This is a genomic window from uncultured Sulfitobacter sp. (genome assembly GCF_947500075.1).
GTDB lineage: Bacteria > Pseudomonadota > Alphaproteobacteria > Rhodobacterales > Rhodobacteraceae > Sulfitobacter.
The window spans coordinates 22,858-48,262 of the sequence record NZ_CANMQS010000005.1 but is presented as its reverse complement, the minus strand read 5'-3'; the positions used below and the strand labels follow the sequence as shown (position 1 = coordinate 48,262).

At 59.5% G+C, this 25,405-nt stretch carries 24 protein-coding genes and 1 pseudogene; 11 read left to right on the top strand and 14 right to left on the bottom strand.

The window, feature by feature from the left end:
* Positions 1-160: 160 nt before the first annotated feature.
* The gene (locus tag Q1A91_RS16025) at positions 161-1,633 is read right to left on the bottom strand and encodes an aldo/keto reductase (protein ID WP_299879651.1); all 1,473 of its coding nucleotides are present in this window, start codon (positions 1,631-1,633) and stop codon (positions 161-163) included.
* A gap of 103 nt (positions 1,634-1,736) precedes the next feature.
* Between Q1A91_RS16025 and Q1A91_RS16020 the strand changes: the two genes are divergently transcribed.
* On the top strand, positions 1,737-2,111 hold the full coding sequence (locus Q1A91_RS16020) for a TIGR04076 family protein (RefSeq protein ID WP_299879649.1): 375 nt from the start codon (positions 1,737-1,739) through the stop codon (positions 2,109-2,111).
* Complete coding sequence (locus Q1A91_RS16015; RefSeq protein ID WP_299879647.1) at positions 2,108-3,193, top strand: aldo/keto reductase; 1,086 nt, start codon at positions 2,108-2,110, stop codon at positions 3,191-3,193. Before Q1A91_RS16020 ends, Q1A91_RS16015 begins: the two co-directional genes overlap by 4 nt.
* Positions 3,194-3,198: 5 nt before the next feature.
* On the opposite strand, the gene Q1A91_RS16010 is transcribed toward Q1A91_RS16015, so the two are convergent.
* On the bottom strand, positions 3,199-3,888 hold the full coding sequence (locus Q1A91_RS16010; protein WP_299879645.1) for an aspartate dehydrogenase domain-containing protein: 690 nt from the start codon (positions 3,886-3,888) through the stop codon (positions 3,199-3,201).
* Between the two features lie 131 nt (positions 3,889-4,019).
* On the opposite strand from Q1A91_RS16010, the gene Q1A91_RS16005 reads away from it, so the two are divergent.
* The 5 genes from Q1A91_RS16005 to Q1A91_RS15985 are packed head-to-tail and all read left to right on the top strand — an operon-like array spanning position 4,020 to position 8,681.
* Positions 4,020-4,796, top strand: a complete 777-nt coding sequence (locus tag Q1A91_RS16005; RefSeq protein ID WP_367278685.1) for an ABC transporter ATP-binding protein — start codon at positions 4,020-4,022, stop codon at positions 4,794-4,796.
* Positions 4,793-5,524 (top strand): ABC transporter ATP-binding protein, encoded by a 732-nt coding sequence (locus Q1A91_RS16000; protein WP_299879643.1) that lies wholly within the window; start codon positions 4,793-4,795, stop codon positions 5,522-5,524. The genes Q1A91_RS16005 and Q1A91_RS16000 overlap by 4 nt, the downstream gene beginning before the upstream one ends.
* Positions 5,521-6,435 carry a branched-chain amino acid ABC transporter permease gene (locus tag Q1A91_RS15995; RefSeq protein WP_299879642.1) on the top strand — a complete coding sequence of 305 codons (915 nt, stop codon included), beginning with the start codon at positions 5,521-5,523 and terminating at the stop codon, positions 6,433-6,435. Before Q1A91_RS16000 ends, Q1A91_RS15995 begins: the two co-directional genes overlap by 4 nt.
* Positions 6,432-7,406, top strand: a complete 975-nt coding sequence (locus Q1A91_RS15990; RefSeq protein ID WP_299879641.1) for a branched-chain amino acid ABC transporter permease — start codon at positions 6,432-6,434, stop codon at positions 7,404-7,406. Before Q1A91_RS15995 ends, Q1A91_RS15990 begins: the two co-directional genes overlap by 4 nt.
* An 18-nt stretch (positions 7,407-7,424) precedes the next feature.
* Positions 7,425-8,681, top strand: a complete 1,257-nt coding sequence (locus Q1A91_RS15985) for an ABC transporter substrate-binding protein (protein ID WP_299879640.1) — start codon at positions 7,425-7,427, stop codon at positions 8,679-8,681.
* Positions 8,682-8,992: 311 nt separating this feature from the next.
* On the opposite strand, the gene Q1A91_RS15980 is transcribed toward Q1A91_RS15985, so the two are convergent.
* From Q1A91_RS15980 to Q1A91_RS15950, 7 genes are all read right to left on the bottom strand, one after another.
* On the bottom strand, positions 8,993-11,173 hold the full coding sequence (locus tag Q1A91_RS15980) for a molybdopterin cofactor-binding domain-containing protein (RefSeq protein ID WP_299879639.1): 2,181 nt from the start codon (positions 11,171-11,173) through the stop codon (positions 8,993-8,995).
* A gap of 2 nt (positions 11,174-11,175) precedes the next feature.
* Complete coding sequence (locus tag Q1A91_RS15975) at positions 11,176-11,640, bottom strand: (2Fe-2S)-binding protein (RefSeq protein ID WP_299879637.1); 465 nt, start codon at positions 11,638-11,640, stop codon at positions 11,176-11,178.
* A 181-nt stretch (positions 11,641-11,821) separates the two neighbouring features.
* Positions 11,822-12,493, bottom strand: a complete 672-nt coding sequence (locus Q1A91_RS15970) for a response regulator transcription factor (RefSeq protein ID WP_299879635.1) — start codon at positions 12,491-12,493, stop codon at positions 11,822-11,824.
* Between the two features lie 72 nt (positions 12,494-12,565).
* Positions 12,566-14,143, bottom strand: coding sequence for a HAMP domain-containing sensor histidine kinase (locus Q1A91_RS15965; RefSeq protein WP_299879633.1), 1,578 nt, complete (start codon positions 14,141-14,143; stop codon positions 12,566-12,568).
* Position 14,144: 1 nt separating this feature from the next.
* On the bottom strand, positions 14,145-15,668 hold the full coding sequence (locus tag Q1A91_RS15960) for an ABC transporter transmembrane domain-containing protein (protein WP_299879631.1): 1,524 nt from the start codon (positions 15,666-15,668) through the stop codon (positions 14,145-14,147).
* Positions 15,665-16,729 (bottom strand): hypothetical protein, encoded by a 1,065-nt coding sequence (locus tag Q1A91_RS15955; RefSeq protein WP_299879629.1) that lies wholly within the window; start codon positions 16,727-16,729, stop codon positions 15,665-15,667. The genes Q1A91_RS15960 and Q1A91_RS15955 overlap by 4 nt, the downstream gene beginning before the upstream one ends.
* 142 nt (positions 16,730-16,871) lie before the next feature.
* Positions 16,872-17,276 (bottom strand): EF-hand domain-containing protein, encoded by a 405-nt coding sequence (locus tag Q1A91_RS15950; RefSeq protein WP_299879627.1) that lies wholly within the window; start codon positions 17,274-17,276, stop codon positions 16,872-16,874.
* A gap of 368 nt (positions 17,277-17,644) precedes the next feature.
* On the opposite strand from Q1A91_RS15950, the pseudogene Q1A91_RS15945 reads away from it, so the two are divergent.
* Positions 17,645-17,746, top strand: a pseudogene (locus Q1A91_RS15945) (integrase); the annotation flags it as partial.
* 134 nt (positions 17,747-17,880) lie between these two features.
* Here the strand turns inward: Q1A91_RS15945 and arsH are convergent.
* From arsH to Q1A91_RS15925, 4 genes are all read right to left on the bottom strand, one after another.
* Positions 17,881-18,591: an arsenical resistance protein ArsH gene (gene arsH, locus Q1A91_RS15940; RefSeq protein ID WP_299879625.1), complete on the bottom strand. Its 711-nt coding sequence runs from the start codon at positions 18,589-18,591 to the stop codon at positions 17,881-17,883.
* A complete protein-coding gene (locus tag Q1A91_RS15935; RefSeq protein WP_299879623.1) occupies positions 18,588-19,781 on the bottom strand; it encodes a MalY/PatB family protein in 1,194 nt (397 codons plus the stop codon). Before Q1A91_RS15935 ends, arsH begins: the two co-directional genes overlap by 4 nt.
* Positions 19,774-20,439 carry an MIP/aquaporin family protein gene (locus Q1A91_RS15930; RefSeq protein ID WP_299879621.1) on the bottom strand — a complete coding sequence of 222 codons (666 nt, stop codon included), beginning with the start codon at positions 20,437-20,439 and terminating at the stop codon, positions 19,774-19,776. The genes Q1A91_RS15935 and Q1A91_RS15930 overlap by 8 nt, the downstream gene beginning before the upstream one ends.
* Positions 20,440-20,620: 181 nt before the next feature.
* The gene (locus Q1A91_RS15925) at positions 20,621-21,640 is read right to left on the bottom strand and encodes a succinylglutamate desuccinylase/aspartoacylase family protein (RefSeq protein ID WP_299879619.1); all 1,020 of its coding nucleotides are present in this window, start codon (positions 21,638-21,640) and stop codon (positions 20,621-20,623) included.
* A 102-nt stretch (positions 21,641-21,742) separates the two neighbouring features.
* Between Q1A91_RS15925 and Q1A91_RS15920 the strand changes: the two genes are divergently transcribed.
* Both Q1A91_RS15920 and Q1A91_RS15915 read left to right on the top strand, forming a co-directional pair.
* Positions 21,743-22,081, top strand: a complete 339-nt coding sequence (locus Q1A91_RS15920) for a helix-turn-helix transcriptional regulator (protein WP_299879617.1) — start codon at positions 21,743-21,745, stop codon at positions 22,079-22,081.
* Positions 22,082-22,260: 179 nt separating this feature from the next.
* Positions 22,261-23,217: a helix-turn-helix domain-containing GNAT family N-acetyltransferase gene (locus tag Q1A91_RS15915; protein ID WP_299879616.1), complete on the top strand. Its 957-nt coding sequence runs from the start codon at positions 22,261-22,263 to the stop codon at positions 23,215-23,217.
* 156 nt (positions 23,218-23,373) lie between these two features.
* Here the strand turns inward: Q1A91_RS15915 and Q1A91_RS15910 are convergent, their stop codons facing one another.
* Positions 23,374-24,231, bottom strand: coding sequence for a LysR substrate-binding domain-containing protein (locus Q1A91_RS15910; RefSeq protein ID WP_299879612.1), 858 nt, complete (start codon positions 24,229-24,231; stop codon positions 23,374-23,376).
* Between the two features lie 85 nt (positions 24,232-24,316).
* On the opposite strand from Q1A91_RS15910, the gene Q1A91_RS15905 reads away from it, so the two are divergent.
* Complete coding sequence (locus Q1A91_RS15905) at positions 24,317-25,339, top strand: permease (RefSeq protein ID WP_299879609.1); 1,023 nt, start codon at positions 24,317-24,319, stop codon at positions 25,337-25,339.
* Positions 25,340-25,405: the final 66 nt, after the last annotated feature.

Genomic DNA, 25,405 nt, shown 5'->3' with positions numbered 1-25,405 from the left:
GCCGACCTTGTAAAATCGGACCTTCGCCGCGAGCGTGCACCAGTCCCACGGCGATGGCAAGATCCGCCATTTGGATCGCCAAAAATGGTGATCGATCTCCCCACTTCGGTCGTTGGTATTGCACATAACCGACGCAGGCCAAGCGACGCATGCAGAACTCTCAACCGTCGCGCACAATCGCTTCTACATCGACTTCCACTTTGTGCGCCCCGATCAACCCGGCGATGCGATAGAGGGTGTTCACGGGCTTGATGTCCCGAAAGACGCGCCCATGTGCTTCCGAGATATCAACCACATCGGCTTCGTCCGTGATGTAGACGCGCGTGCGCACCACGTCTTCTGCGCGGCCGCCAAGCGCCTCAATCGCCGCGATGATACGGTCGAGGATATAGACGGTTTGCGCGCCGGCATCATCGGGTGCCACGGCCCGGCTGTGGCCTGAAACGGCCGTGGTCCCGGCAACCAGAATACGGTCACCGATACGGCGCGCCCGGCAATACCCTGCAATATCCTCCCATTTCGACCCGGTCAGAACCCGTGTCTCTTCCGGACGCCCCGGTACCGCATGCGCCGTTTGCGGCGGAGGCATTTCGCTGAGGTGGTGTGACAGGTCCCCCGACGCGGTCAGAAAGGGTGGTTTTCGATATTCGTCCCCGCAATCGCCGGGGATGGGCTGTGTCGCCTCAAAGCTTTCTTCAAGAATGGCGCGGTCCTCCTCATCGAGGGTAAAGGAGAACAGACCAAGGTTGTCATCCGCGTGCATGTTCTCACCCAGGCGCGCGCCGATGATGACACCGGCGACATGCGATTGGTCCAGCACCCACCGGGTGGCGACATTGGACACTGAAACACCGTGTTTCGTGGCCACCATCTTTGCGGCTCTCAGGGTCGCCTGCAATGCGTCCCACCCCCCGGCGGCATCAATGAAACGTTTGTATTTCATCTTGGACCAATCGGCGATCTCAGCCGGTTCCGGCTGATCGACCCAGCGGTCTGAAAGAAACCCACCGCAAAGCGTGCCGTAGGCCAGCACATGGGCACCATGTTTGGCGCAGACCTTCGCCATCTCGCCCGCCGCGCGCCTGTCGATCAGCGAAAAGCTGATCTGGTTTGTGCGCAGTGGCACGCCGTCCGACAGTGCCAGATTGAAATGTGCGGCATCGAAATTGGTCACACCCAATTCGGCGATCAGGCCTTCGTCGCGCAGATGTGCCAAGGCATGCAGGCTCTCCAGCAAGGTATCGTCCAGATAATCCCAGCCATGGAATTGCAGCAGATCGACGCAGCTGGTGCCCAGCCGGTCCAGCCGCGCCTGCACCCCGGCGCGGATCGTATCTGCGTCCAATGGGCCGGGTGTCGGCACCCATTTCGTGAACGCCCGCGGCTTTGGGTCCGCTCCGCGCGACAACAACCGTCCGGTCAGGATTTCTGCGCTGCCGTAGTGATCGGCCATATCGAATGTATCAAACCCCGCATCCACGTAGGATTGCAGCGCATCAGCCCCCGCGTCGGGATCGATCTCGGTGCCATCTCGCTCCATATCGGCAACCTGCCAAAGACCGGTCAGGACCCGGCAGATTTCCATGCCGGGGGCGATCTCAATACGCTCGGGCCCTGGTGCTTGGGTCGCCATGTCGTTTCCTCCTACTTTCGATCATCATCCAACGTCGCTGCGCCAGATTGACGACAATTTCCGGAAGTGCAAACCTGATCCGAACTTTGGAGGCAGGATTGGCATGGCGGACAAATCCGAAGAGGCTGGTTTCTGGCTGTATGATCTGCGGGTAGAAACGGTGCTGGACGGCCGCACCCCGGTGTGCCGTCATGTGCAAGGAGAGAGCTTTCGCGTCGTCGGCGAGAACCTGATCTTCGGGGCGGAACAGAAGGTTTCGATGTATGCGCTGGCGGGGCTCTTGCCCCTGTTGCCAGCCAAGCAGCGCGACACGGCACCGGGCGACTGGATGTCGACCGATGCAGAGGTCGCTTGCCCCGATCCCCATTGTGGCGGACGGTTTCGGATTGTGCGCGAAGAGCGGCGCTGGTTCTCTCATGCGGAGACGACCGGCCTGCCGGATGCGCGCGGCACACCCTATTGGAAGGATCCCGAATGACGAAACCGGAAACCATGGACCTGCGTCCCGGACATACGATTTCGCGCGTCATCAAGGGCGGCTGGCAGTTGGCGGGCGATCATGGCGAGGTAGACCGCACCACCGCCATCGCCGACATGGAGGCCTTTGTGGACGCCGGGATCACGACGTTCGATTGCGCCGATATCTACACCGGTGTTGAAGAGATGATCGGTGCCTTTATCGCGGACCTGCGGCAACGACGCGGGGCAGAGGTCGCCAATCGGGTGGTTGTACAGACCAAGCTGGTGCCGGATTTGACCCGGCTCGAAGTCTTCTCGCAGGCGGATGTCGAAGCGATTGTTGACCGCTCCTTGCAGCGCCTGCAAATCGAACGCCTGCATCTGGTTCAGTTTTACTGGTGGGACATGAGCCGGGGTCACGCGCTGGATGCACTGGGAGCGCTGAAACGCTGTCAGGAGAAGGGCAAAGTCGCCAATCTCGGGGTGAACAACTGGGACGCGGATAGCATTGCCCACTTCACTGAAGCCGGGTTTGATATCGCCGCTGCTCAGGTGCAGTATTCGGTGCTGGATCGCCGCCCCGCACAAACGCTTGCGCCCTGGGCCGCAGAAAACGACGTGCATCTGCTCAGTTTTGGAACGCTCGCCGGTGGGTTCTTGACCGAGCGGTGGCTGGGCGAACCTGATCCGGGTTTTGCGTTTTCCAACCGCTCGCTGATCAAATACCGGCTGATCATTGATGAATTTGGCGACTGGGGCCTGTTTCAAACACTGCTTGAAACGCTGAACGCTGTCGGCGCGCGGCATGGCGTGCCGCTTAGTGCTGTGGCCGTGCGCTGGGTGCTGGATCAGCCGCAGGTCGCGGCGGCCATCGTTGGCGCGCGCTATGCCCGGCACCTGCCACAAACGCTGAAGATATTCGACTTTGCCCTGACCGACGCGGATCGGGCAGAGATTGGCGCTGTGCTGGCGCAATCAGGCGGGCCGAAGGGGCCGGTCTTTGGCCTTGAGAGCGACCGCAACGGCCGGCACGGGCGGATCATGAAATACAACCTCAACACCAATCCCGACGACCAGATCCACGCAGCCAAAGGGGACTGAACAGGTCAGACGCCCTGCCAGTATCGGTCTGCACGTGCCAGCTCAGTCAACAGCATCTGCGCCACCGGGTGCGGTCCTTCGGATGTCATGTCAAACCTGATGCTGCGCTCCCAGGTGATGCCATCCCCCTCCGCTTCGATCTCGATTTCATGCGGCGCATCTGCACCAGCGGCCTGCATGCTCAACATCGTTGCGGCCAGACCCGGCCCGTTCAACGCCGCCGCGACCGCCGTGTTGAGCCGATCCGGCCACTTGGCAACCGCCTGCGACAAGGGGCCGGTCCAGGACGTTTCGATTTCTGGTGCCCGCATGGTGATCCGCAAGCGCCAGGCCGTGAGCGGCATGTTCGCCATGCCACAGGCAAAGAGCCGCAAATGGTGGCCGGACCGTTCCGAGACGGAAGCGATGCGCACTTGGAATTCGGTCTCTGCCATGGCGACCGCGCCCACCGACCAGACCGGCGCATTGGTCAACGCCCTTGGTCCGAGAACGCGCAGCGCATCGGGGCCTGCCGCATCAATGATCAGATCGGATGGATGGGCGAGAAACACGTCCACGTCCTGCGTCTGCCCTGCAATGTCGCGCACCGGACGGCGGGTCAACACACGGCCCAACTGCCAGGCCTCCAGATCGGCGATACCGCGCACCAGCGCGCTGCCGATCTCCCCGTGTCCAATGACCGAGACAGTCCTCACGCGCCAATCACCTTCCCACCTGCCATTTGCTGGTCTAACGTAACGTGAACGATCGGTCAGAGAAATGGGGATGCGGTGCACGGACAGGATCAAGCCAGAATTTCCATTCGGTCTGTCGCGTGGCGCCGGAAATGAGCGACAACCAACCGATGCTGTCCACCAGCAACCTGACTTGCGCATTCGGCGTATTGCGGGCGGTCGACGGGGTCTCATTGGATATCCGGCCGGGGACGATGACAGGGCTGATCGGCCCCAATGGTGCAGGCAAGACCACCTTCTTCAACCTGCTTGCCGGGGCTTTGAAGCCCACCGAAGGACGTGTACATTTCAACGGTGTGGATGTGACCGGCATGAGCCCCGACAGGCTGTTTCACCTTGGACTTGCCCGGACATTCCAGATCCCGCGCCCTTTCCGGCGGTTGAGCGTGCTGGAAAACCTGCTTCTGGCACCACCAAAACAATCCGGCGAAACCCTGACAGGGGCGATTTTCCAGCGTGGTAGAATGGCGCGGGAAGAACGCGCACTGCGCGACAAGGCAATGGGAATTCTGGATTTCATGACCTTGGCTGACCTTGCCGACCAGCCAGCGGGCAAAATCTCCGGAGGGCAGACAAAATTGCTGGAACTGGCCCGCGCGTTGATGGGAGAGCCGTCGCTCATTCTGCTTGACGAACCTGCCGCTGGCGTGAACCCATCGCTTACCAACGTTCTGATCGACCGGATAAAGGAACTCAACCGGCAAGGCATGACGTTCTTCATCATCGAACATGATATGGATTTCGTGATGCGCCACTGTGCGCCGATCATTGCGCTTGCGGAAGGTCGGGTGGTCTTTGAAGGCACAGCCCAAGATGCGCAGGCGGATGCGGGATTGCTTGATGCGTATCTCGGGACCGGGGTCGCATGAGCGGCGATAGTATTCTGACCGTTGAGGGGGTTGAGGCGGGCTATGTCAAGGACCTGCCGATCCTGCGTGGGATTAACCTGGCGGTTCGGCGCAATGCGTTGACCGCCATCATCGGTCCGAACGGCGCTGGGAAATCCACACTGATCAAGGCCATAGCAGGTCTGGTGCCCGTTTCTGCCGGTACTGTCACATTGGATGGCACACAGATCACGGGCATCCGAGCGGATCGAATGGCCGATCTCGGCATGGCCTATGTGCCGCAGACCGACAACATCTTCAAAACCCTGACGATCCGCCAAAACCTCGCACTTGTCCTGCGCCTCAGCCGCAGGCGCGAGGCGCGGCTGGAAGAACTGTTCGCGCTTTTCCCGCCCCTGAAGGACAAGCAAGCCGATCCGGCGGCGTCCCTGTCGGGAGGTCAACGCCAGATGTTGGCCGTGGCAATGGCACTTGCGCGGGAACCGTCGCTGATCCTGATGGATGAGCCCTCCGCAGGGTTGGCACCCAAAGCAGCGGCTGAGGTGCTGGATCTTGCGCACCGATTGACCCGCGAAGGCGTGTCGATCCTGTTGGTGGAACAGAATGTAAAGCAGGCCCTCAGGGTGTCCGACCATTGCTATATCCTCGCGGAGGGCCGCAACCAGGTCGATGGCCCTGCTGCGGACATTCTGGCAGATCCCATTGTGGGTGAAATCTATCTGGGGCGGCGCAGGATGAACGACGCATGATTCAGAACCTCATGGACGGCATCCTGACCGGATCGATCATCTCGCTTGGGGCGATTGGCCTGACGATGGTGATGCACATGCTGCGCTTTGCCAATTTTGCCTATGCCGAACTGCTGGCCATCGGGGCCTATGCCGCATTGGTCTTTGACCGGCTCTTTGCCGCGCTGGTGCCGCTGACGGATCAGACCTTTGGTGGTCTGAGCCTCACCTGGTCGCTGACGCTGGCGACGCTTGCTGCGATGGCGGTCACGGGGGCCTCTGCCGTGCTGATCGACTGGGCGATTTTCAAACGTATCCGCGAAAAAGCCGATGCGCTGTCGATGGTTTTTGCCTCTTTCGGCGTAGCGCTGATCATCCGCAATGTGATCACCCTGATCTTTGGATTAAAGGCAGAGCTTTATTCAAACGATATTGCCTTTGCCATGGTGCTGAGCCGCGACCCACTGTTGCTGATAAAACCTGACCAGATTTTTGTCCTTGCGGCTGCGCTTGTCCTCATGGCGATTTTCCATCTTGTCTTGTCCCGGACGACCTTTGGTTTTGCCCTGCGCGCAGTGGCGGAGAACCCCGCTCTGGCGCAGGTGGCGGGCGTGCCGCTTGCGCGGATGGTTATTGTGGTGTGGTTGATCGGTGGCGCATTTTCTGCCGCCGCCGGTGTCTTTTACGCACTGACCAATCACCTGTCCCCGCTGATCGGGCACAACTTCCTGCTGCCGGTCTTTGCGGCCACTATCGTGGGCGGCATCGGTAGTGTGTATGGCGCACTTCTGGGCGGCTTCATCGTTGGCACGGCTTCGGGGCTGGCGCTGCAAATCATGCCGTCAGGCTATATTCCCGCCATGCCCTTCTTGATCATTCTCGCCGTGCTGCTGGTGCGCCCACACGGGCTGTTCGGAGAGCCGCAGACATGATCGGCGTGATCTCCTATCTGGCCTTTTTCGGCACCGTTGCGGCGATCCTCGCGATTGCGGTGCTGGGGCTCAATCTGCAATGGGGCAACACGGGGCTGTTCAACGGCGGTGTCGCCGCGTTCTTTGGCGCGGGCGCCTATGGTGCGATGATGCTGGGCGGCCCGGCAGACCCACAGCAGTTGGGTGGTTTTGCACTGCCCTATCCAATCGCCTTTGCCGGTGGCATCGGGCTGGCGGCACTCGTGGCCTGGGCCGTTGGCCTGCTGACCCTGCGGCTTCGACACGACTACCTTGCCATTGCCACCTTCGGTGTGGCCGTCGCACTTGAAGCGGTGGCCCGCAACGCCGAATGGCTGACCGGCGGGGCCAAGGGGATGCGCGGCTTTCCCCGCCCCTTTGAGGGGCTGTTTGCGGACCAGTTCACCTACAATCTGGCCTTTCTCGGCTTTGTCGTGATCATTCTGATTGCCGTCTATGCAGGCCTCGAACGCCTCGTCCGATCCCCCTATGGCCGCGTGTTGCGCGCCATCCGCGAGGATGAGGTCGCGGCACGCGCGCTCGGCAAGAACGCCACCAGATTGCGGCTCGAAGCCTTCGTTCTGGGGTCGGCGATCATCGGGGTGGCGGGGGTGCTCTATGTCAGTTTCTACGCCTTCATCAGCCCGCAGGACATGGCCCCGATCCTGACATTCCAGATATGGGCGATGCTTATCGTAGGTGGAGCGGGCAACAATCGGGGCGCTGTCCTCGGCGCATTCCTGATCTGGGGCGCGTGGACATCGAGCGGCTTTCTCTTGTCCAAGTTTGCGCCAACGGCCGTTCAAATCTACACTGGACCGATCCAGTACATCATGATCGGATCGGTCATCGTTGGCATGTTGCTCTGGCGCCCTCAGGGTTTGCTGCCGGAGCGTATTGAAAGAACCAAGACAGGGAACGAAGCGCCCGGTGAGAATGCTTCGCAAGGATAACCAGGGAGAGTATGATCCATGAAAACCAGATATCTCAGACAGCTTGCCGTTGCGGCGGCTTTGACGGTCGGCGGCGCAGGGGTCGCAGCGGCTGATTGCCCGGTCAAAGTCGGTGTCGCTTTGCCCACATCTGTCGATTGGGGCAAGCCGATCGCGGAAACCGCGCTTTGGGTCACGGACATGATCAATGAGGCGGGCGGCGTTGACGGCTGCCCGGTGGAAACCATCCTGCGCGACACACAAGTCGACGCCAAGGTGGGCGTAGATGCGGCCAAGGCGATGGTTGATCTGGACAAGGTGCAGCTGATGATGGGCGCTGTGTCTTCGGGTGTGACGCTGCCAATCCTGACGTCCGTGACCGTACCCGCAGGCGTGATGCAGATTTCCTGCTGTTCCTCCTCCACCCGGATCACGGGTCTGGCAGAAGAAGGCAGCACCAAGGGCCTGTGGTTCCGCACCTTTGCCACAAGCAACGTACAGTCGGCGGTCCTGACAAAGCTCGCCAAGGACGCGGGCTATGGCAAGGTCACCGTGTTTTACAAGAACGATGACTGGGGCCAGGACATGGCCAGCTTGCTGGACAATGCGCTCAAAGCGTCCGGCGTCGAAGTGGCTGCGTCCATCGCGATCACCGACAACCAGCCATCCTACCGCGCAGAAGTGACCGAAGCGCTGGGGGGCAACCCGGATGCGGTCATCCTCGCGCTCTATCCCAAGGAAGGCATCGCGGTGACCCGCGAATGGATTTCACTGGGGGGGACGACCAAGATGGTGGGCGCCAATTCCCTGCGGTCCGAGGAGTTCCGTGATGCGGTTGGCATGCAGTATCTTGGCGACTTCATCGGAGCTGATACGTCTTCGCCGCGTACAGCCTCGGCCTCGGCCTTTGTGGAGGCCTACAAGGCCAAATTCGGCGGCGAGCCGAGCGGCCCCGGCCTGCCCAACAGCTTTGACGCGGCAGCCATATCGTTGCTTGCCTATCACGCCGCTGGCAAGGACGCGACGGGCGCGGAAATTGCGGCCAAGGTGCCGATGGTAACCGACCCCTCGGGCGTGCCGGTCGATGCCAACGTGGAAGGTTTCAAGAAAGCCATGGCGCTGCTGAGCGAAGGCAAACCCGTGTCCTTCCAGGGTGGCACCGGTGCGGTAACCTTTGATGCAAATGGCGACGTTTCAGCCCCTGCGGTGTCCTGGGTGTTCACCGAAAGCGGCATTGACGAAAAGCAGTACATACCGCTGGAAGAGGTCAACGCCTTTATCCAGTCGTTGAACTAGCGCTTGAACAAAAGCCACCCCCGGCGCTCTGCGCCGGGGCGCGCGCATCAAGACAGATTGTCGGCTTACAGACATAAGCCTTACGAGCGGCAGCGCCAAACGATTGCAACAGAACGGTGTGGGCCAATCTGACTGGCAAGGGTAATAGTCAGCCCATGTCCCTGCCAGTCGTGCGCAATGATCTTGGCCTTGGACGTGCACGACCCGTTACCGCTTCTTCCTGTGAAGTGACATGGATCACAGGGCTTGCGCGCCATCAGTCCAGCCAAATCCTGGAAATGGACCCCCGGCTCATCGCCGGGGGTTTGGGATCATACGAACGATGCGCCGTTGTCGTTCATTGGCAGTGTCGCGATGCGCAGGTTGCTGGCAGCCGCAATTGCGTTGGCCAATGCCGGGGCGGCCGGTGGGGTGCCGGGCTCGCCAACGCCGGTTGGCGGTTCCGCCGATGGGACGATATGCACCTCGATCTCTTGAATATCGGAGATCCGCAACGGCTCGTAGTCGGGGAAGTTGAATTGATCAACGACACCTTCCGTAAGCGTGATCTTGTCCCGCATGTTGTGGCCGATGCCGTAGCCTATCGCACCCTCCATCTGCGCCTTGATCACGTCGGGGTTGACAGCGACACCACAATCCACGGCGCAGGTGACCTTTTCGATCTTTATGCCGTCTTCCGCGGTGCCTGAGATTTCGACCACTTCGGCAACATAGGAGTTGAAGGATTTGTGCACGGCGATGCCTTGCGACCGTCCTGCCGGGGCGTTGCCCCAGTTTGCCTTCTCTGCGGCCAGTTGCAGCACAGCGGCCTTGCGTTGCTGGTCCGGGCCATCCCCGTTCAGGTACGACAGACGGAAGTCGACCGGGTCGATGCCCACGGCCACGGCGGCCATATCCATCATGACTTCCATGACATAGGCGGTGTGGGTATGCCCCACTGCGCGCCACCAAAGCGTGCTCGTAGCCTTTTCGGTATCCGTAAGACCAAAGGAGGCCATCGGGATCTGGTAGGGACTGTCCACTGTGCCCTCGACCGAGGAATGGTCAATGCCGTTCTGCACCGCAAAGGCCTCAAACGGCGTGCCTTTCATGATAGATTGGCCCGCAACCCGATGTTCCCAGCCGACAATATTGCCGGATCCATCCAGACCGACGCGCACTTTGTGCCCAAAGGCCGGTCTGTAATAGCCCGAGCGCAGGTCATCCTCGCGAGACCAGACAAGGTGCACAGGGCGCGAGCGGTCGGTCAGCGTAAACGCCATGGCCGCCTCAACCTGATAGTCCGCCTGCGGCGTGGCACGGCGGCCGAATGACCCACCGGCAAGCACGGTCCTGATCTGTACTTTCTCAAAGGGGACACCAAATATCTCGGCCAGTGCGCCGTGGGGCAAGGTCGGAATTTGGCAGCCGTCGTGCATCAGGATGCCGCCATCTTCGGTCTGTTCGATCGTGCAGTTGAGCGGCTCCATCGGCGCGTGGGCCAGAAGGGGAAAGTAGAATGTTTCCTCGACAACCGTATCCGCCCCGTCAATGGCGGCCCGCACCGCCATTACGTCCGCATCGTTGACGTTGTAAGTCGGTTCGGCCTCAAGCGCTGCGCGGATTTCCGCTTCGATCTGGTCGGAACTGCGGGTCTCTGCGTTACTCGTATCCCATTCGACTGAGATGGCATTGCGCGCCTGCATCGCGGCCCAGGTACTTTCGGCAAAGACCGCAACGCCCGCCTTGTTGGGCAGGACGCCCGCACTGATAAAGCCTTTGATCCCCTCGGCTCCGCTGGCATCCACGCTGACGGCCGTGGCGCGCTGCTGTTCGGGCCGCGCGATCATTGCGATCATCTGATTGGGGCGCTGGATATCCATAGCGAACATCGCGGTTCCATTGCCCTTGGCGGCACTGTCAAGGCGGCGCACATCCGGATTTCCGATCAGGCGAAACTCGGACGGATCCTTGAGCCGCGGCTCGGCAGGCGCCTCCAGCGCGGCAGCCGCTTCGACAAAGTCACCGAGCGGTGCCGATTTACCCGCCCCCGAGATCATCCCGTCCGCAAACGAAAGGTCGCTGACATCGGCACCCCATGCCTGTGCTGCCGCTTGCAGCAACATATCGCGCGCGGCGGCACCGGCCTGACGGTATTGCAGATAGGAGTTGGCCATGGCTGTCGACCCGCCCGTGCCCTGCATCGGTCCAAAGAGCGTGTTGTTATAGATTTGAGGATTCGACGGCGCGAAATCATAGCCAATCTGGTCCATGGACAGGCCCATTTCCTCAGCTATGAGGGTCGACAGACCGGTGGCTGGCCCCTGCCCCATCTCGAAATGTTTGATGATGGCGGTAACGGACCCATCGCTGCCGATCTGCACAAATGGGGTCAGCATGGTCGGGTTGCCGGACGCGGCAAGCGCACCGTCGGGCCGAAGGCCCACGACCAGTACGGCACCAGTGGCGGCAGCACCCTTGAGAAATCCACGGCGGGATGTGTTAACATTCATGGTTAAGCCTCCAGAATTTCTGCGGCGCGCTGAATGCCCGCACGGATGCGTTGATACGTGGCGCAGCGGCAGGCGTTGCCATACATATAGTCATCGATTTCAGTCGCTGAGGGCGTCGGGTTCTCCCGCAACAGCCCCGCCGCCGACATGATTTGCCCGGACTGACAGTAACCACATTGCACAACGTCCAGCTCAACCCAGGCCTGCTGAAGTGCTGCGCCGATCTTGTCCTCGCTCATCGCTTCAATGGTGGTGATTTCGGCGCCTTCAACGTCGTCAATATATGTTTGACACGCGCGTACGGGTTCGCCGTTCAAATGCACCGTGCACGCGCCACACGATGCCACACCGCAGCCGAACTTTGTGCCTGTCATTTTTAGATCGTCGCGAATGACCCACAACAGCGGTGTGCCTGGATCTGCATCCACTTCCTGGGTCTTGCCATTGACTTTTAACGAAATTGACATGCCGAAATCTCCCTGATGAAGTTCTATTCCCAAGGATGTAGGTGCTGGCGGGCATTCGTCACCCTTCTAAGTTGAATTTCTTGCCGCCGAAGGTCGATTTCATAGGGCCGATTATGCAGCTGCTTTCCCTCATTCCTTTCCCCAGGGTCGTGACCTGACGTGGAGCGGATGGCTTCAAACTCTACGTCATCCGGTATCCTACATTGCGCAGCGTCACGATGCGCTGTCCTTCCTGACCGAGCTTTCGGCGCAGCCGCCCGACATAGACATCGACAACATTGGTCAAAGGGTCCGCATTCAGTCCCCAGACCGTATTCAGAATGCGCTCTCTGGACAAAACCCGCCCATTGCTGGTCAGGAAAAGTTGCAAGAGATCGCGCTCTTTCTTCGAGAGTTCAATCGGCCTTTCCGCCACATTGACCTCAAGGGAGGCACGGTCAAACGCAATCGCACCGCTGGTGATGATCGTGTCGCTCACATCTGTGACGTAGCCGGTGGCACGGCGGTGCAACGCCTCGACCCGCGCGACAAGTTCGTCAAAATCAAAAGGTTTGGGCAGGTAGTCATCCGCGCCGATTTTCAGACCTTCGACCTTTTCTTCGGGTCCGTCGAGCGCCGTCAGCATCATGATCGGCATCTTGGATTTGCGCGCGCGCAGCTTGCGGCAGACATCCTGCCCCTGAATGCCGGGCAACATCAAGTCTAGCAGCACGACGTCGTAACTGTTCTGCGCGGCAAGCTCCAGACCGTCTTCTCCGTTGGCGGCATGATCGACCGACCATCCTTCCGCCGCCAGCCCACGGCGGACAAAATCGGCAACCCGCCCCTCGTCTTCAATCAATAGAATGTTCATCGACAGTTTCCTTCCTCACGTCGCGCGGTCGCCCGCGCGCAAGACCAATTCGGTTCCCAGACAAATCTACGTTCAACCGGGCCCGACATCGGTTGGCACTGGTTGTTCACGCGGCTCTTTCGGGATCTTCATGACAACGCGCAGACCACCTGCGTCGGGATCTTCCAATTCAACCGTGCCGCCATGGGCAAGCACAATGGATTTCACCACCGGCAGGCCAAGGCCGCTGCCCTCGATCCCCTGCCCTGACGCGTTTGATCCGCGAAAGAACCGGTCAAAGGCCTTGGATTTCTCTTCCGCGCTCAGCCCCGGCCCATCGTCTTCCACCGCGATGATGTTGGCCGTCGCGCTCTGGCGCAGCGATACGGATATTGATGGGCCGCCATACCGCTTGGCATTGTGCAACAGTGCCAGCACGGATTGGCGCAGCCTGACCTCATCAACGCTCCCGACACTTCTGGCGGCCGAACTGTCCACGCGGACCGTGTCGGGGAACATGGACACCGCGTCGTGCACGATCTTCAGCAGGTCCACCTCCTTGCGATCGAGTCTGAGTTGCCCCGCCTCAAGGCGGGCGACGGTCAGCATGTCATCAACGATCTGGTTTGTGTGTTTGGCGGATTCGCGAATGCGGGCCAGCGCGTCCGACACGTCCACATCCAATTTGCGCTGGGTGCGCAGGGTCACATCAGCCTCGCCCAGGATGATCGCCAGCGGGGTGCGCAGTTCGTGACTGATGTCTGCCATCAGTTGCTTGCGGTTTTCCTCACCCGTTTCAAGCTTGTTGATCAGCTGCTGCAATTCTGCCGTGCGGGCATCGACCGTTTCTTCCAGCTGTTTCTTCTGCTCCGCCCGTGTCGCCTCTCGCACGGCAAGTCCTTCACCCATGTCCTGCAAGACCGTGCCGAGTTCGCGGAACTCAAGACTGCCGCCGAGTGCCACGGGTTTGGAATAGTCCGCCCCCCGCAACCGCTCGATTTCATTGCGCAGGCGGACGATAGGTTGCCGGATTTGTCCGTTGAAGGACAACAGAGCGACGATCAGCGTTCCGACCGCCAGTGCCACCAACACATAGACCAGCTTTTCATTTCGTGCCCGAAACGCGACAGCATCGGCCAGCACTTCTTCGGTTTCTTCAATTTCCTCTTCAAGAGCGGCGGCAATCTTGCGGTCCAGTTCCACGTCAATGCCACCGTCCAGAAGCGCGGCAAGGCGTTCTGCCTGGACGAAGGATTCCAGCGGATCATTGATGGTCGTCAGTGCCGCGACGGTGGCATTCAGGGAGCGAATGTCGGCTTCTATTTCAGCGAGCAGCTCAAGCTCCTCAAGCTCCTCCTCCCCGACCATCTCGATCTCCCGCTCGATTGTTTGGCGAATGTCCAGCAGGGTTTGATCAATCTTGGCGCGCAGTTCGCGTTCCGCTTCGCCCCCCTTGCTGCCCCCAAGCAGCAGCGCCCCACTATGTTGTTTGAACAAGCGATAGAGTTTCGTTTCCAGCTTCAGATGCAGCCCATGGGATTCCTGCGCCAGTTGCGTGCGGGCGTCCCACCAGCGGGATTTTTCGAGGTTGTAGAGCGTTAGACCCGCCAGACCGCCGATCAGGCCGATGACAACAACAGCATAGATGCCAAAAAGTGTGGTTGAGCGCATGTCAGGTCACCGTCGGTTTCTGTGTCGTAGAGCAGATATCTGAAGTCTCTGCCAAAAGCAGCGTCGCAGAGGCGTTTTCCAGCAAAGTCTTTTGCAGCGCATCTGTGTCTGGCGCGGCGGACCAGCGCAGCGATGCAATGACAATCACATCCGCCTTGCCCAGAACAGCCCGCACCAGATCAAGCCGGAGCGTCTGCGCCGCGCTCAACCCTTTGCCGTTTTCTGACAGACGCTGGTCCAGCCCGCCTGACGTCACCAGATCCTCAAGACCAAAGGCCTTCAAAACGGTGGTGATGCCTGTGTCGCGGGGACGCTTGCGGTTCATCATCGTGGCCGAGCGGCGCAGACTGCCCTGCAATCCGACGTGATCGTCACCGATGTAGGCGACATTGGGGCGGGTCGTCTTGCCTTCAAAGCGCACATCAAGGGTGTCAAAGCGATCAAGCCCGGCAATGGCACGTGCAAGTTGCCGACAGGTTGGCCCGCTCAAACGGGCGACGCTTCCGCCCGCCACGTCAAGAGCGATCTGTGTCTGCCCGATTTTTCCGGCGGCCGTCACAGAGACCGCTTCCTTTGCACGCCGCCGCGCTCTGCTTAGAGCTGGCTCGCTCAGCAGGTTCTGCGCCTTTTCGCGCGCAACGCGCCAGGCGCAATACTGGTCCCAGGCAGCGCTCAGATGTTGCAGCGGCAAGGCAATCAGCGCCATGACCGACAGGCTGGCGGCGACCGTGGCGGGCGCAACTCCCAGCGCGCTCGCGCTCCACAGCATTGCAAGGCCAGAGGCGACCGTTCCTGCCTGCAACAGGGATTGCAGACCGACCGTGCGTCCCCGGCGGGCAACGGCATCTTCACGCAGCTTTGCGCCTTGCGTGTCCAGACGGCGCAGTTCGGCGCTGGTGCGCCCCATCACGTCCAGTTCCGGCGCAATGGCGATACGTTCGATCATGGCAATGGCGATCCCGGCACGGCGTTTGCGCAACCGGCGGTGGCGTCGTTCAAGATGCCACGCGGCAGCAGCCATCACAACCAACGCCACTGCCAGCGGCGCCAGCCCCCGCGCCGCCAGATCCGGGCTCAGCGCATAGAGAATGCCGACGGCACCCGGCAGCACCACGCAGGCCGACAGCACTTCTGGAAGCCCACGCCCGAACCACAACCGCGCGGCAGACAGATCCCCCACAAACCGCAGCGACAAGGCCCCGACACGGCGTTCCTCGTGCCGCGTTTTGGGCAGGCGCGCGATCTGGGCGTAAAGCGCACGGCGCAAATCAATGGCGTAGCTTTGCCCAAGCCGTTCGGCGCGACACCCGGAGACGAACAGACACAACGCGGTCAGCGCACCGGCCAGCGCCAGTTCCAGCACTGTTGCCGTTGCAAGCGGGACACCGGCGTGCAGCGCGGCAAAGGCATCACGGGTGGCAAAGGCGGCTACAGCAAGGGCTGCGGCCTGCACGATCCCGCAGGATACGACGAGGACCGCGTCAAAGACGCGGTCCCTTGTGGCCACTGGGGGGAGAGGTGTCATGCGGCCACAGTCTGCGGGGCACGGCGCATCAGGGGGGCGACGTGCGACGCAATGGTATCAGGAGACCAGAGGTCTTCGCGGGTCAGGATCGGCAGGCCAGTAACCTCTGCCGCCTCGGAAGCAGCAAGCGGGGAACAACTCACCATGCCGCTGATGGCAAAGGCCCCAAGGTTCATTTTGTTCAGGACCGTTTCGCCCCCCAGCGCGCTGAGAGCATCGGGTGCGGCAAAGAGGATCCCGTCCAAACGGTCGCGGATTTTGGATGATTTGAGGATGGCACGGGTTTCCTGCTGGAACACCCCATCCGCGATCTCGACCACCACAACCTCTGCGCCGCGTGCCGCAGCGGTGGCGACCAGCGTGTCGAACCCCTCTTCGATCCGGTCCATTGGCATCCGGTAGGTGGTGGGCATCCCGACATCCGTGAAATCAAGCGCTGGTGCGCCGCCGTCCTCGAAGCTGTTGAAGTCGCCAAAGGCACCCGTTCCGGTCGCTTTGACACCGGCAACGGTGTAACCAGATTTCATCAGACCATGCGCAAGGCTGGATGCCGCTGTGGTTTTGCCCGAGTTCATTGAGGCACCAAAGACACCGATGACGGTCACCTCATTGTTCGGGGCTGTAAAGGGCAGTGCGTATGAAGCAATGTTCAATACCTGACCCTGCGCATCGGTCAAAAGGCCCAGCGGCTTCAGGCGGGTTGGCTCATCCATCCGGATATGCGCAACATCAACGCGGCCAGCGACACCACCACCGGCGACAAGGTCGATCAGATCGTCGTCGATGACGGCGGACGCCAGAAACTGATCCGGCGCATAACGATCACCCAGACACAGAACGACAAGATCGCCGGGGTAGCTGACTGACACGCGGCGCTCTGCCAGCTGGATTTTCTTGTGCTGCCCGATTTCAGCGATTTCGCAGAGGATCAGGTCACCGGCCTTGGCCGTGGCAAAGTTCGTGGAGAGTCCGCGCACATCGGTGCGGATGACGCGGCGGGTGGTAAAGGCCCATTTTGCGCTTGTGCAGAGTGCGGGGGAAAGTGATTTCATTTGGGTCATTGGTCGTCTCCGTTGTGAAGCATCTGTTGTGCCTCCTGTCTGACGCCTGGTGCTGACAGCTTTCCGGCAGATTGATGAACCTTTGCTCTCAAATCGGGTGAACGGGAGATGAACGGGGCGATTGGCATGCGATGGCCGCAGATCAGTCATCGCCACCATCTCCATCTCCATCACCGTCGCCGCCACCATCGCCGTCGCTGTCACCTTCTCCATCGCCGGCGCTGCCGTTGTCATCACCGCCCCCATCATCGTCGTCGCCGTCGTCCCTATCATTTCTGTCGGCGTCGCCCCCTTCCCCTCCGCTTCTGCTCCCTTGTCGCAACTCTTGGATTGTCAGCTTGCCGTCGCCGTTGGTGTCGGACTGTGACAGCAACCGTGCGGCACCACGTGCACCGAACGCAGTGACAAGTTCATCACGGCTCAGCACCCGGTCCGAATTGGTGTCCACGTTGCGAAAACTGGCGGATTGCGCGAAGGCGGGTGCCCAAAAGGTGCAGATCACGAGAACCGCACAGGCACCACCAACCCATGCGGCCCGTCGCGTCATGAGGTTTCTCGCTGCGCATCTTGCCGCCAATAGACTGTCCCGCACCTGTTCCAATCTCCAAACAAATCCTGCACCACGGGTCTGCATCCGTGGTCTCAAGCGCGTGAAGCTCGCACAGGCACATGAAGCGCGATCAAATACCAAATGAACGCAAGATGAACGCGGCCACGGGTCCAAAGGCCACGTCATTCATCGTCGCGCTGGTCAAAGCAACGCTCAAGTCGGTCGACGGCATCAAGATCACACTCGACAAGATCGAGCCCGACGCTTTGTCTGATCCCAACAAGATGCGCCGAGATCTTTCAGAACGCCTGGGCGTCGAAGTCATGAACTATCAGATCGTCGCCCTCAATTACATCACCGACATGGCGCAGATCAGCGTCTCTTATCGCAAGACGGGCAATCTCCGTGCTGTGCAACTCCTGCTTGGTCACATGAAGATCGACAGCCCAGTGCGTTACCTCGGGTTGCATTGGAAAATGCTCCAAGTCGTGGTGAAAGCGATGCGCGATCCCAAAGTTACCAATGCTGCACACCAACCGGTAGTCAGCCACGAACTTATCTCAGCATTTCTGAAACCATCTGCAACCTTCCTGAGGAAAGTCTAAATAGCCGCCTCATTCACGCGCTTGATCAACGCCTCGCCCGTTTCCTTGCGCTCACTGTAGCGCTCAACCAGATAATCGGAACGGCCCCGTGTCAGGAGCGTGAATTTCACCAACTCCTCCATGACATCGACCATACGGTCGTAGTTTGGGGAGGGCTTCATCCGGTCATTTTCATCAAACTCCAAGAACGCTTTGGGCGTCGAAGACTGGTTCGGAATTGTGAGCAGTCGCATCCAGCGTCCAAGGGTGCGCAGCTGATTTACCGTGTTAAAACTTTGCGAGCCGCCATTTACCTGCATGACGGCAAGCGTTTTTCCTTGAGTCGGACGAACCGCCCCCAAAACCAAAGGGATCCAGTCGATCTGGGACTTCATAATGCCGGTCATCGCTCCGTGACGTTCGGGAGAACACCAAACCATACCTTCGCTCCATGCCACCAGATCTCGCAATTCCCGAACCTTTGGATGGTCGGCATCCGTATCATCTGGCAAGGGCAACCCGCTGGGATCATACGTCTTCGTCTCCGCCCCGAAACGGATCAGCACCCGCGCGGCTTCTTGTGTCATCAACCGGCTGAAAGACCGATCCCGAAGCGAGCCGTAGAGCAACAGGATGCGCGGCGGATGGTCCAGACGGCCACCCGACAACAGACGGTCTTCGTCTATGTCCCGAAAGTGGTCGTCGTCGATATTGGGTGTGTCGGTCATCGTGATCCGTCTTTTGTTGTTGAAATTGCATGAACAAGGCGATCCAGCGCCTTTTCCAATCGCGCGCGCGGACACGCGATGTTTAGGCGCCCAAACCCTGCGCCACTGTCCCCGAAAGCGACACCGCGGGTTATGGCCCATCCGGCCTCTTTGCGCAGGAATTTGGTCAGGTCGTCCGGTTGCAGCCCCAGATTTCGAAAATCCAACCACAGCAAGAAGGTGCCTTCAGGTTCAATCAAAGAAACCTCTGGCATGTCAGCCAGACGCGCGCGCACCAACGACAGGTTGCCCTCGATGTATGCAAGGGCTGCATCCAACCACGGCCCGCCCTCCTCATAGGCCGCTTCCATCGCGACGCTGGCGAAAGCGTTGTTCTTGTTCACCGTCAGACGGCTGTTTTCTGTTCTAAGGGCGTCGCGTCGGGTCTTGTCGGGAACGACCGTGAAAGCGCTGCAACACGCCGCGATGTTAAAGCTCTTTGCCGGAGAAAGGCAGGTGATGCTGTTCAGCGCATCAGCTTCGGAGATGCTGGCGAACGGCGTATAGGCGTGTTCTTGAAACGTGATGTCCGCGTGGATTTCGTCCGACACCACGACGACCCCGTTTCTTCTGCAGATCGCCCCCAGTTTGGCCAGCTCGGCCTTATTCCAGACACGACCCACTGGATTATGCGGATTGCAAAGGAACAGCATCCTTGTGCGCGGATCAGCGGCGCAGGCTTCCAGACCGTCAAAATCCATCTCATAGCGCCCGGACGAAAGCACCAAGGGGTTTTCAACCATGCAGCGTCCGTTTTCCGCAATGATATCCGCGAAATCAAAGAATACGGGCGGTTGGACAATGATGCCATCGCCCGGCTCTGTAAACCGATTGGCGGACATAGACAGACTGTTCAACACATTGGGCGCACGCAGAATATGATTGGGGTTAAGGTCCCAGCCGTGCCGCTTTTTGACCCAGGCAACAAGCGCCGACAAAAGCCGATCAGGCACAGTCTCATAGCCAAAAACACCATGTTCCAACCGCCGCGCCATTGCGTCCAATACGGGTCCAGGGGCCCTGAAATCCATATCCGCGACACCGGCGGGAAACAGGTCCATTCCGTCAGCCCCAAGCACCATGCTGTGTACCTTAAGGGCCGGAACCTCGCGGCGGTCGATCCCCTCGTCAAAGTCAAAGAGGTCAGTCATTCGGCGTCTCTCTCAGAAGCCATCCAAAAAACCACGTCGCCAAGATGGCAGCGATCATCTGCACACCAACAAAAGCGGCGACATCAACTGGCGCGATCCCTGCAAAAGTATCCGAGAAACCGCGTGCGATCGTAACCGCGGGATTTGCAAATGACGTGGAGGACGTGAACCAATACGCGGCTGTAATATAAAGCCCGACAACCATCGGAACCGCAGAAGGCCGTGCCTTGATGCACGCAAGGATCGTGCCGACCAGGCCAAAGGTCGCGACAAACTCACCTGCCCATTGGCCAATGCCACTGCGTGATGTGGTGGAGGGGTCCAGCAGAGGATGTTCAAACATGACATGGGCTGCAAGCACACCGACGATGCCGCCAAGGATTTGGGCAACCACATATAGGACCGCATCGCGTCTACCGATTTCGCGCCGAAGTGCAAAGCTGAGTGTAACGGCCGGGTTGAAGTGCGCGCCTGAAATCGGTCCGAAGACTGTGATCAGCACAACAAGGATTGCGCCCGTTGGAATCGTATTGCCCAAAAGCGCAATGGCGACATTTCCGTCCGCCAACCGTTCGGCCATGATGCCAGAACCGATGACGGTCGCCAAAAGCGAAAATGTTCCCAGCCATTCGGCCATCAGGCGTCGTTCTAGTGTCATTCCATGTCTCCCGTGAGCGCCGCGCCCTGCGTGCGGTCGATATTGCCGCCAGTGATAAGGGTTGCGACTGTCTTGTTCTTTGTTGGGGCCTGCCCATTCAGAACTGCGGCAGGGCCAACAACCGCGCCCGCAAGTGAAGCCTGAGCAGAGTGAAAGTTGGTGAATGATACGGCAGGCTCGCTCATTCCTGATCTGTCCGGGGTTCGGCATCAGAAGCAATCTGATAAACGGCATCACCCGGCACGACCTGCGCAATGGCGCGTCTGCACAGGGCAATCCCTTGATAAGGTGACGTGATCCTGTCCGGTTCAGCTTCAGGCATGTCCGGATGATGGATCAAGCCGATAAGCTCGCCCAAGGCAACGTCCTCACCAATGGATTTCAGTGGCTCGAACAGACCTGCGGCGTAGGCGAAAACCGACCCCTTGGCGTTCAACTCGCGCGTGCCTCGCGTCTCGTCGGGTGTATAGTCTGGCAGCATCCCAAGACGATGCAGGATGCGGCGCAGGCCCCGTTCGGTGCGCTTGAGGATATCAGGCGTGACCTCACCTCCTCCGCCAAGCTCGGCCATGACGTTGATCACACCCTTCCGGTTGGCGGCCCCCATCGCCGTGCGCGCCGTGCTGCTGCGACCACCGCCACTGGTAAAAACCCAAGCATAAGGCAAATCAAACGCATCCTGGAGGTTGATCAGAGCCTCCGTCTCCTCAGCACTATGGCCGGTTCCGCGCAACAGCGTCGGCGGATAGAAAAGAGAGCTGCCACCCGAATGGAGATCAACCGCGTAGTCGGCCAATGGCATCAAGACCTCTTCAACGTAATGCGCGATCATTGCGGTCGGATTGCCACGCGCGTCGCCGGGAAACAGCCGGTTGAGGTTCCCGTCATCAACCGGCGATGTGCGCAATCCGGCCTGTGCCGCAGGGGCATTCACCATCGGCAGCAAGATCAGCCGCCCGCGAATGTCGGCAGCCTCCAGCTCCCGCGCGAGGTTCGATACCGCGATTTGGCCTTCGTACTCATCGCCATGATTTCCCGCCATCAAAACCAGCGTCGGACCGTCGCCGTTGTTGATGACGGTTATCGGAAGAGGAATCCAGCCATAGGCCGAGCGATGAACGGAGTGCGGAACGCGGAGAAACCCCGACTGCTTGCCGCAGACATCAAAATCAACTTCAGACGAAATCGATGTTCCAGACATCCAGATGTTTCCCCATATCAATTCGGCAAACACCGAAGTATTATTTGGCTAGATCAGAGGGGAAATCTTGTCAAGCTTCGTTAATTCGGGCAATAACGAATTATGGAACAAGCTAATGCCATTGAGGCCTTTGCGGCCCTTGCACAACCAACGCGCCTGGAAACGTTCCGCCTGCTGGTCAGGGTCGGCCCAAAAGGATTGCCGGCCTTGGAAATCTCGCGGCAGTTGGGCACGAAAGCATCAACACTTTCAGGCCATCTCTCAGTTCTCAGACGCGCTGGCGTCTTGACGGCAACACGCCATCAACGCGAAATCCACTACGCGGCAAATCTTTCAAGTGTGAATGCGCTCGTTCAGTTCTTGATAGCGGACTGCTGCGGCGGACAAATCAAAAACTGCTCAGAAATTGTCGCTTTGCTTGATAGCACGGAAACTTCTTAAAGCGGTCATTCATGGTGTGATCCGACGTAGCAACCTCGTCCCCTGCTCTGCCATCACACCCTCTTGCAGCGGTGATCCGCAGTGAGCCTGAACATCCAGACCGACGCGCTGCCGCGCGCGTCTAAAATGTCTAGTGTCCTGACTAGACAGGTTCATGATATTAGTTGCATTATACAACCATGAATCAGACCCTCACAACACACCGCATCGACAAGCTGCGCGCCGTTTCACGGCATATCGTGCGCGAGCTTGGGTTTATGGAGAAGGGACTGGCTGGCACCTCATTGTCCCCATCGGCAGTGCATACAATCATTGAGCTTGGATATGGCACAGTGACCAATGCAAGCGAACTCGGCGCAATGTTGCACCTGAAAAAGTCCAGTATCAGCCGCCTTGTTCAAAAGCTGGAAACCGACGGTCTGATCGAGGTGGGACCTGACCCTGTTGATAGACGATACCGCGTTCTTTTGTTAACGCAGGTTGGGAAAAACCTGCTCAGCGAAATCGAAGAGTTCGCGCGGCGGCAACTTCGCTCCGCTTTGGATGCCCTGTCAGCACCCGATATTGCGCAGATTGAAGCGGGTCTTTCGATGTTTGCCCAGTCTCTGAGCGGGGAAGGCGAACGGGTGACAGGTGGGGTGCCGGACATCGACGTGCGGGAAGGATACTGCACGGGCGTCATCGCGGCGGTGGCGCACTTGCACGCTTCCTTCTACGCACAGAACTATGGGTTTGGCGCCGTTTTCGAGCGGAAAGTCGCAACCGAAATGTCGGAGTTCATGGGGCGCATCGACAATCCTCTGAACACGACCTTTTCTGCCTATCTGGGCGCCGAACTGCTGGGGTCAGTCTCTCTCGACGGTGAGGATTTGGGCGAAGGGGCAAGTCATCTGCGGTGGTTCATTGTCAGCCCCCGTGCGCAGGGCATGGGCATCGGAAGCCTTCTGATCAAAAAAGCGATGTCCTTCGTGGACAACAACGCCTTTGATCGCACACGCCTGTGGACATTCAAGGGTCTGGAGGCTGCGAGACATCTATATGAAAAGCACGGCTTCACATTGGCCCATGAGACACCCGGCACACAGTGGGGTAAAGAAGTGATCGAGCAGGAATTTGTGCGGCTGCGCGGTTTATAGTGCACAGATGTCTCCCCTACGGTGCGGCATTCTTCGCGGCCCTACAGGCGAAGTCTGGTGGTCGCTGCGCGCCGGACATGGGTTTGGCGAATGGAACCAAAATGTCGGGAAAGCCTTGTTTGACGCATGCTGCAAGGTGCACGCAGGGCCATTGATCTAGACTGCGTTCAAGAACGCAGCGCGGATGGCTGCTTTCATCGCATTCCTCTGCGGGGTCTCCTGTGACCCCTGTGCCGCCATCACCAGCTTGGAGGCAGGCGTCCCCCCAAAGCCATGAGACTTGCCCATGACCGACAGGCCGACGTGCAACGAGGAGCGACCAAGCAGGCCAACAGCGATCCCGGCTTCAACTGCTGCGATGACGCCCGAGACGCTTTGGCTGGAATAGACGATGCGGTATGGCTTTCCACGGGCTGTCAGCGAAGCGATTGCGGCGTCACGCCACCAGCACGTGTGATCAAACAGAGCCACGGGCAGGCAACCAGAAGCAGGGAAATCCCGATGTGCAGACGACACCCAGCAGGTCGGATCCTCAATCAACACCTCTTCATGTTCTTTCGGAGTTTCCACCTCATAAATCGCAAGGTCCAGCACTCCCTTGTCCAGCGCATCGGGGAAATGTGTGCTTAAAGCGCAGGTCACATCCAACTCGACTTTGGGGTGGTGGCGGGTAAAGGACGCGAGGATGTCCGCCAGCTTGGCCCGGCCGTGATCGTCAGGAATACCCACACGTAATTTCCCCACTACAGTGTTTTGGGAGATGTCTCGCAACACGGTGTCAAGGCGTGCGGTAACCTCCAGTGCTACGGGCAGCAACTGTCGGCCCGCGTCGCTCAGGACAACGCCGCGCCCATGCCGTTCAAAGACGGGTTGCCCGATGATGCCTTCGAGACGTTTGATTTGAAGACTGGTGGCCGATTGGGACCGATGGATGCGCGCAGCACCATCTGTGACACTGCCTGCTTGAGTTACGGCGACGAACGTGCGCAGCAAATCGCTGTCCAGGTGGTCCATCAGTTTTTCCGATACCAAAAATTGAAACTATTCGTTTCACAGATGTCACGCTGATCGCTAATTTTCAAGGTCAGAGGAGTTTCCAATGTCCGATCAGGCAATTGCCCCCCGACGGTCCAACAAGACATATGTACTTTGGGGCATATGCATTTGCCTGATGACGGGTATCGGCTTTGCTTGGCCGGAACACGCATGGAATGCGGCGAATTTCGTTCTGTGGGGTTTGGTCGTCGTTGCGCCAATCGTCATTCCGGGCATTCTTCTGGCGGCGTGGATCATCGCCAGCGGCGCAGATGCCCACATCGCCGGCGCGTTCGAGGGCAAGACGCTGCGAACGGTGGTAGCCGCGTCTTTGATTGGCGCGATTACGCCCGTCTGTGGCGTAACGGTATTGCCATTGATGGCCGGGCTTTTGGCAGCGGGGGTTCCGCTGGCCCCGATTATGGCATTCTGGTTGTCATCCCCGATCACAGACCCAGCGATGCTTGCGACGACGGCCGCGACCCTTGGTCTGAGCTTTGCGATTGGCAAGACGCTCGCGGCTTTTGGTTTGGGTGTCTTTGGCGGCGCGATCACTGGATTGTTCGCCAAGACACATTGGGCGTTGAACGCGCTTCGTGACAACGGACTGGCGCGCCAGCTGAGTGCTGAACGCTGTGGCGCGGCTCAGACTTTCGACCCATGGGTTTGGAGAACGGCGGCGCGACGGCAGTCGTTCAGCGCACAATTCTGGGCAACGACGCGGCTGATCCTGATTTGCCTGATCCCTGCATTCACGGCCGAATATGCGCTGAATGCTGCGCTCACGCCGGGATCGCTCGCCGCATATGTCGGGGAGGATCAATGGTGGGCCATACCCGCAGCCGTTTTTGTCGGAGCACCCGCCTATATCGATGGATACGCCGCACTTCCCTTGACCCGCGGTCTGATTGAAAACGGGATGTCAGACGGTGCTGCCATGGCCTTTTTGATCTCAGGCGGTGTTGTCAGCATCTGGGGAGCCTTGGCAATTGCTCCGGTCCTGAAAGTGAAACCGTTCATCCTGTATCTCGTCTTGGCTGTTCTGGGTTCGCTGGCAGCGGGGTATCTGTTTGAGTGGCTGGTATAGAGAGCCTACGCTGCCAAGCGCGTGGTCTTCCCAATACCCGGCGCCCGCCATTGTAACGGCTTCTGC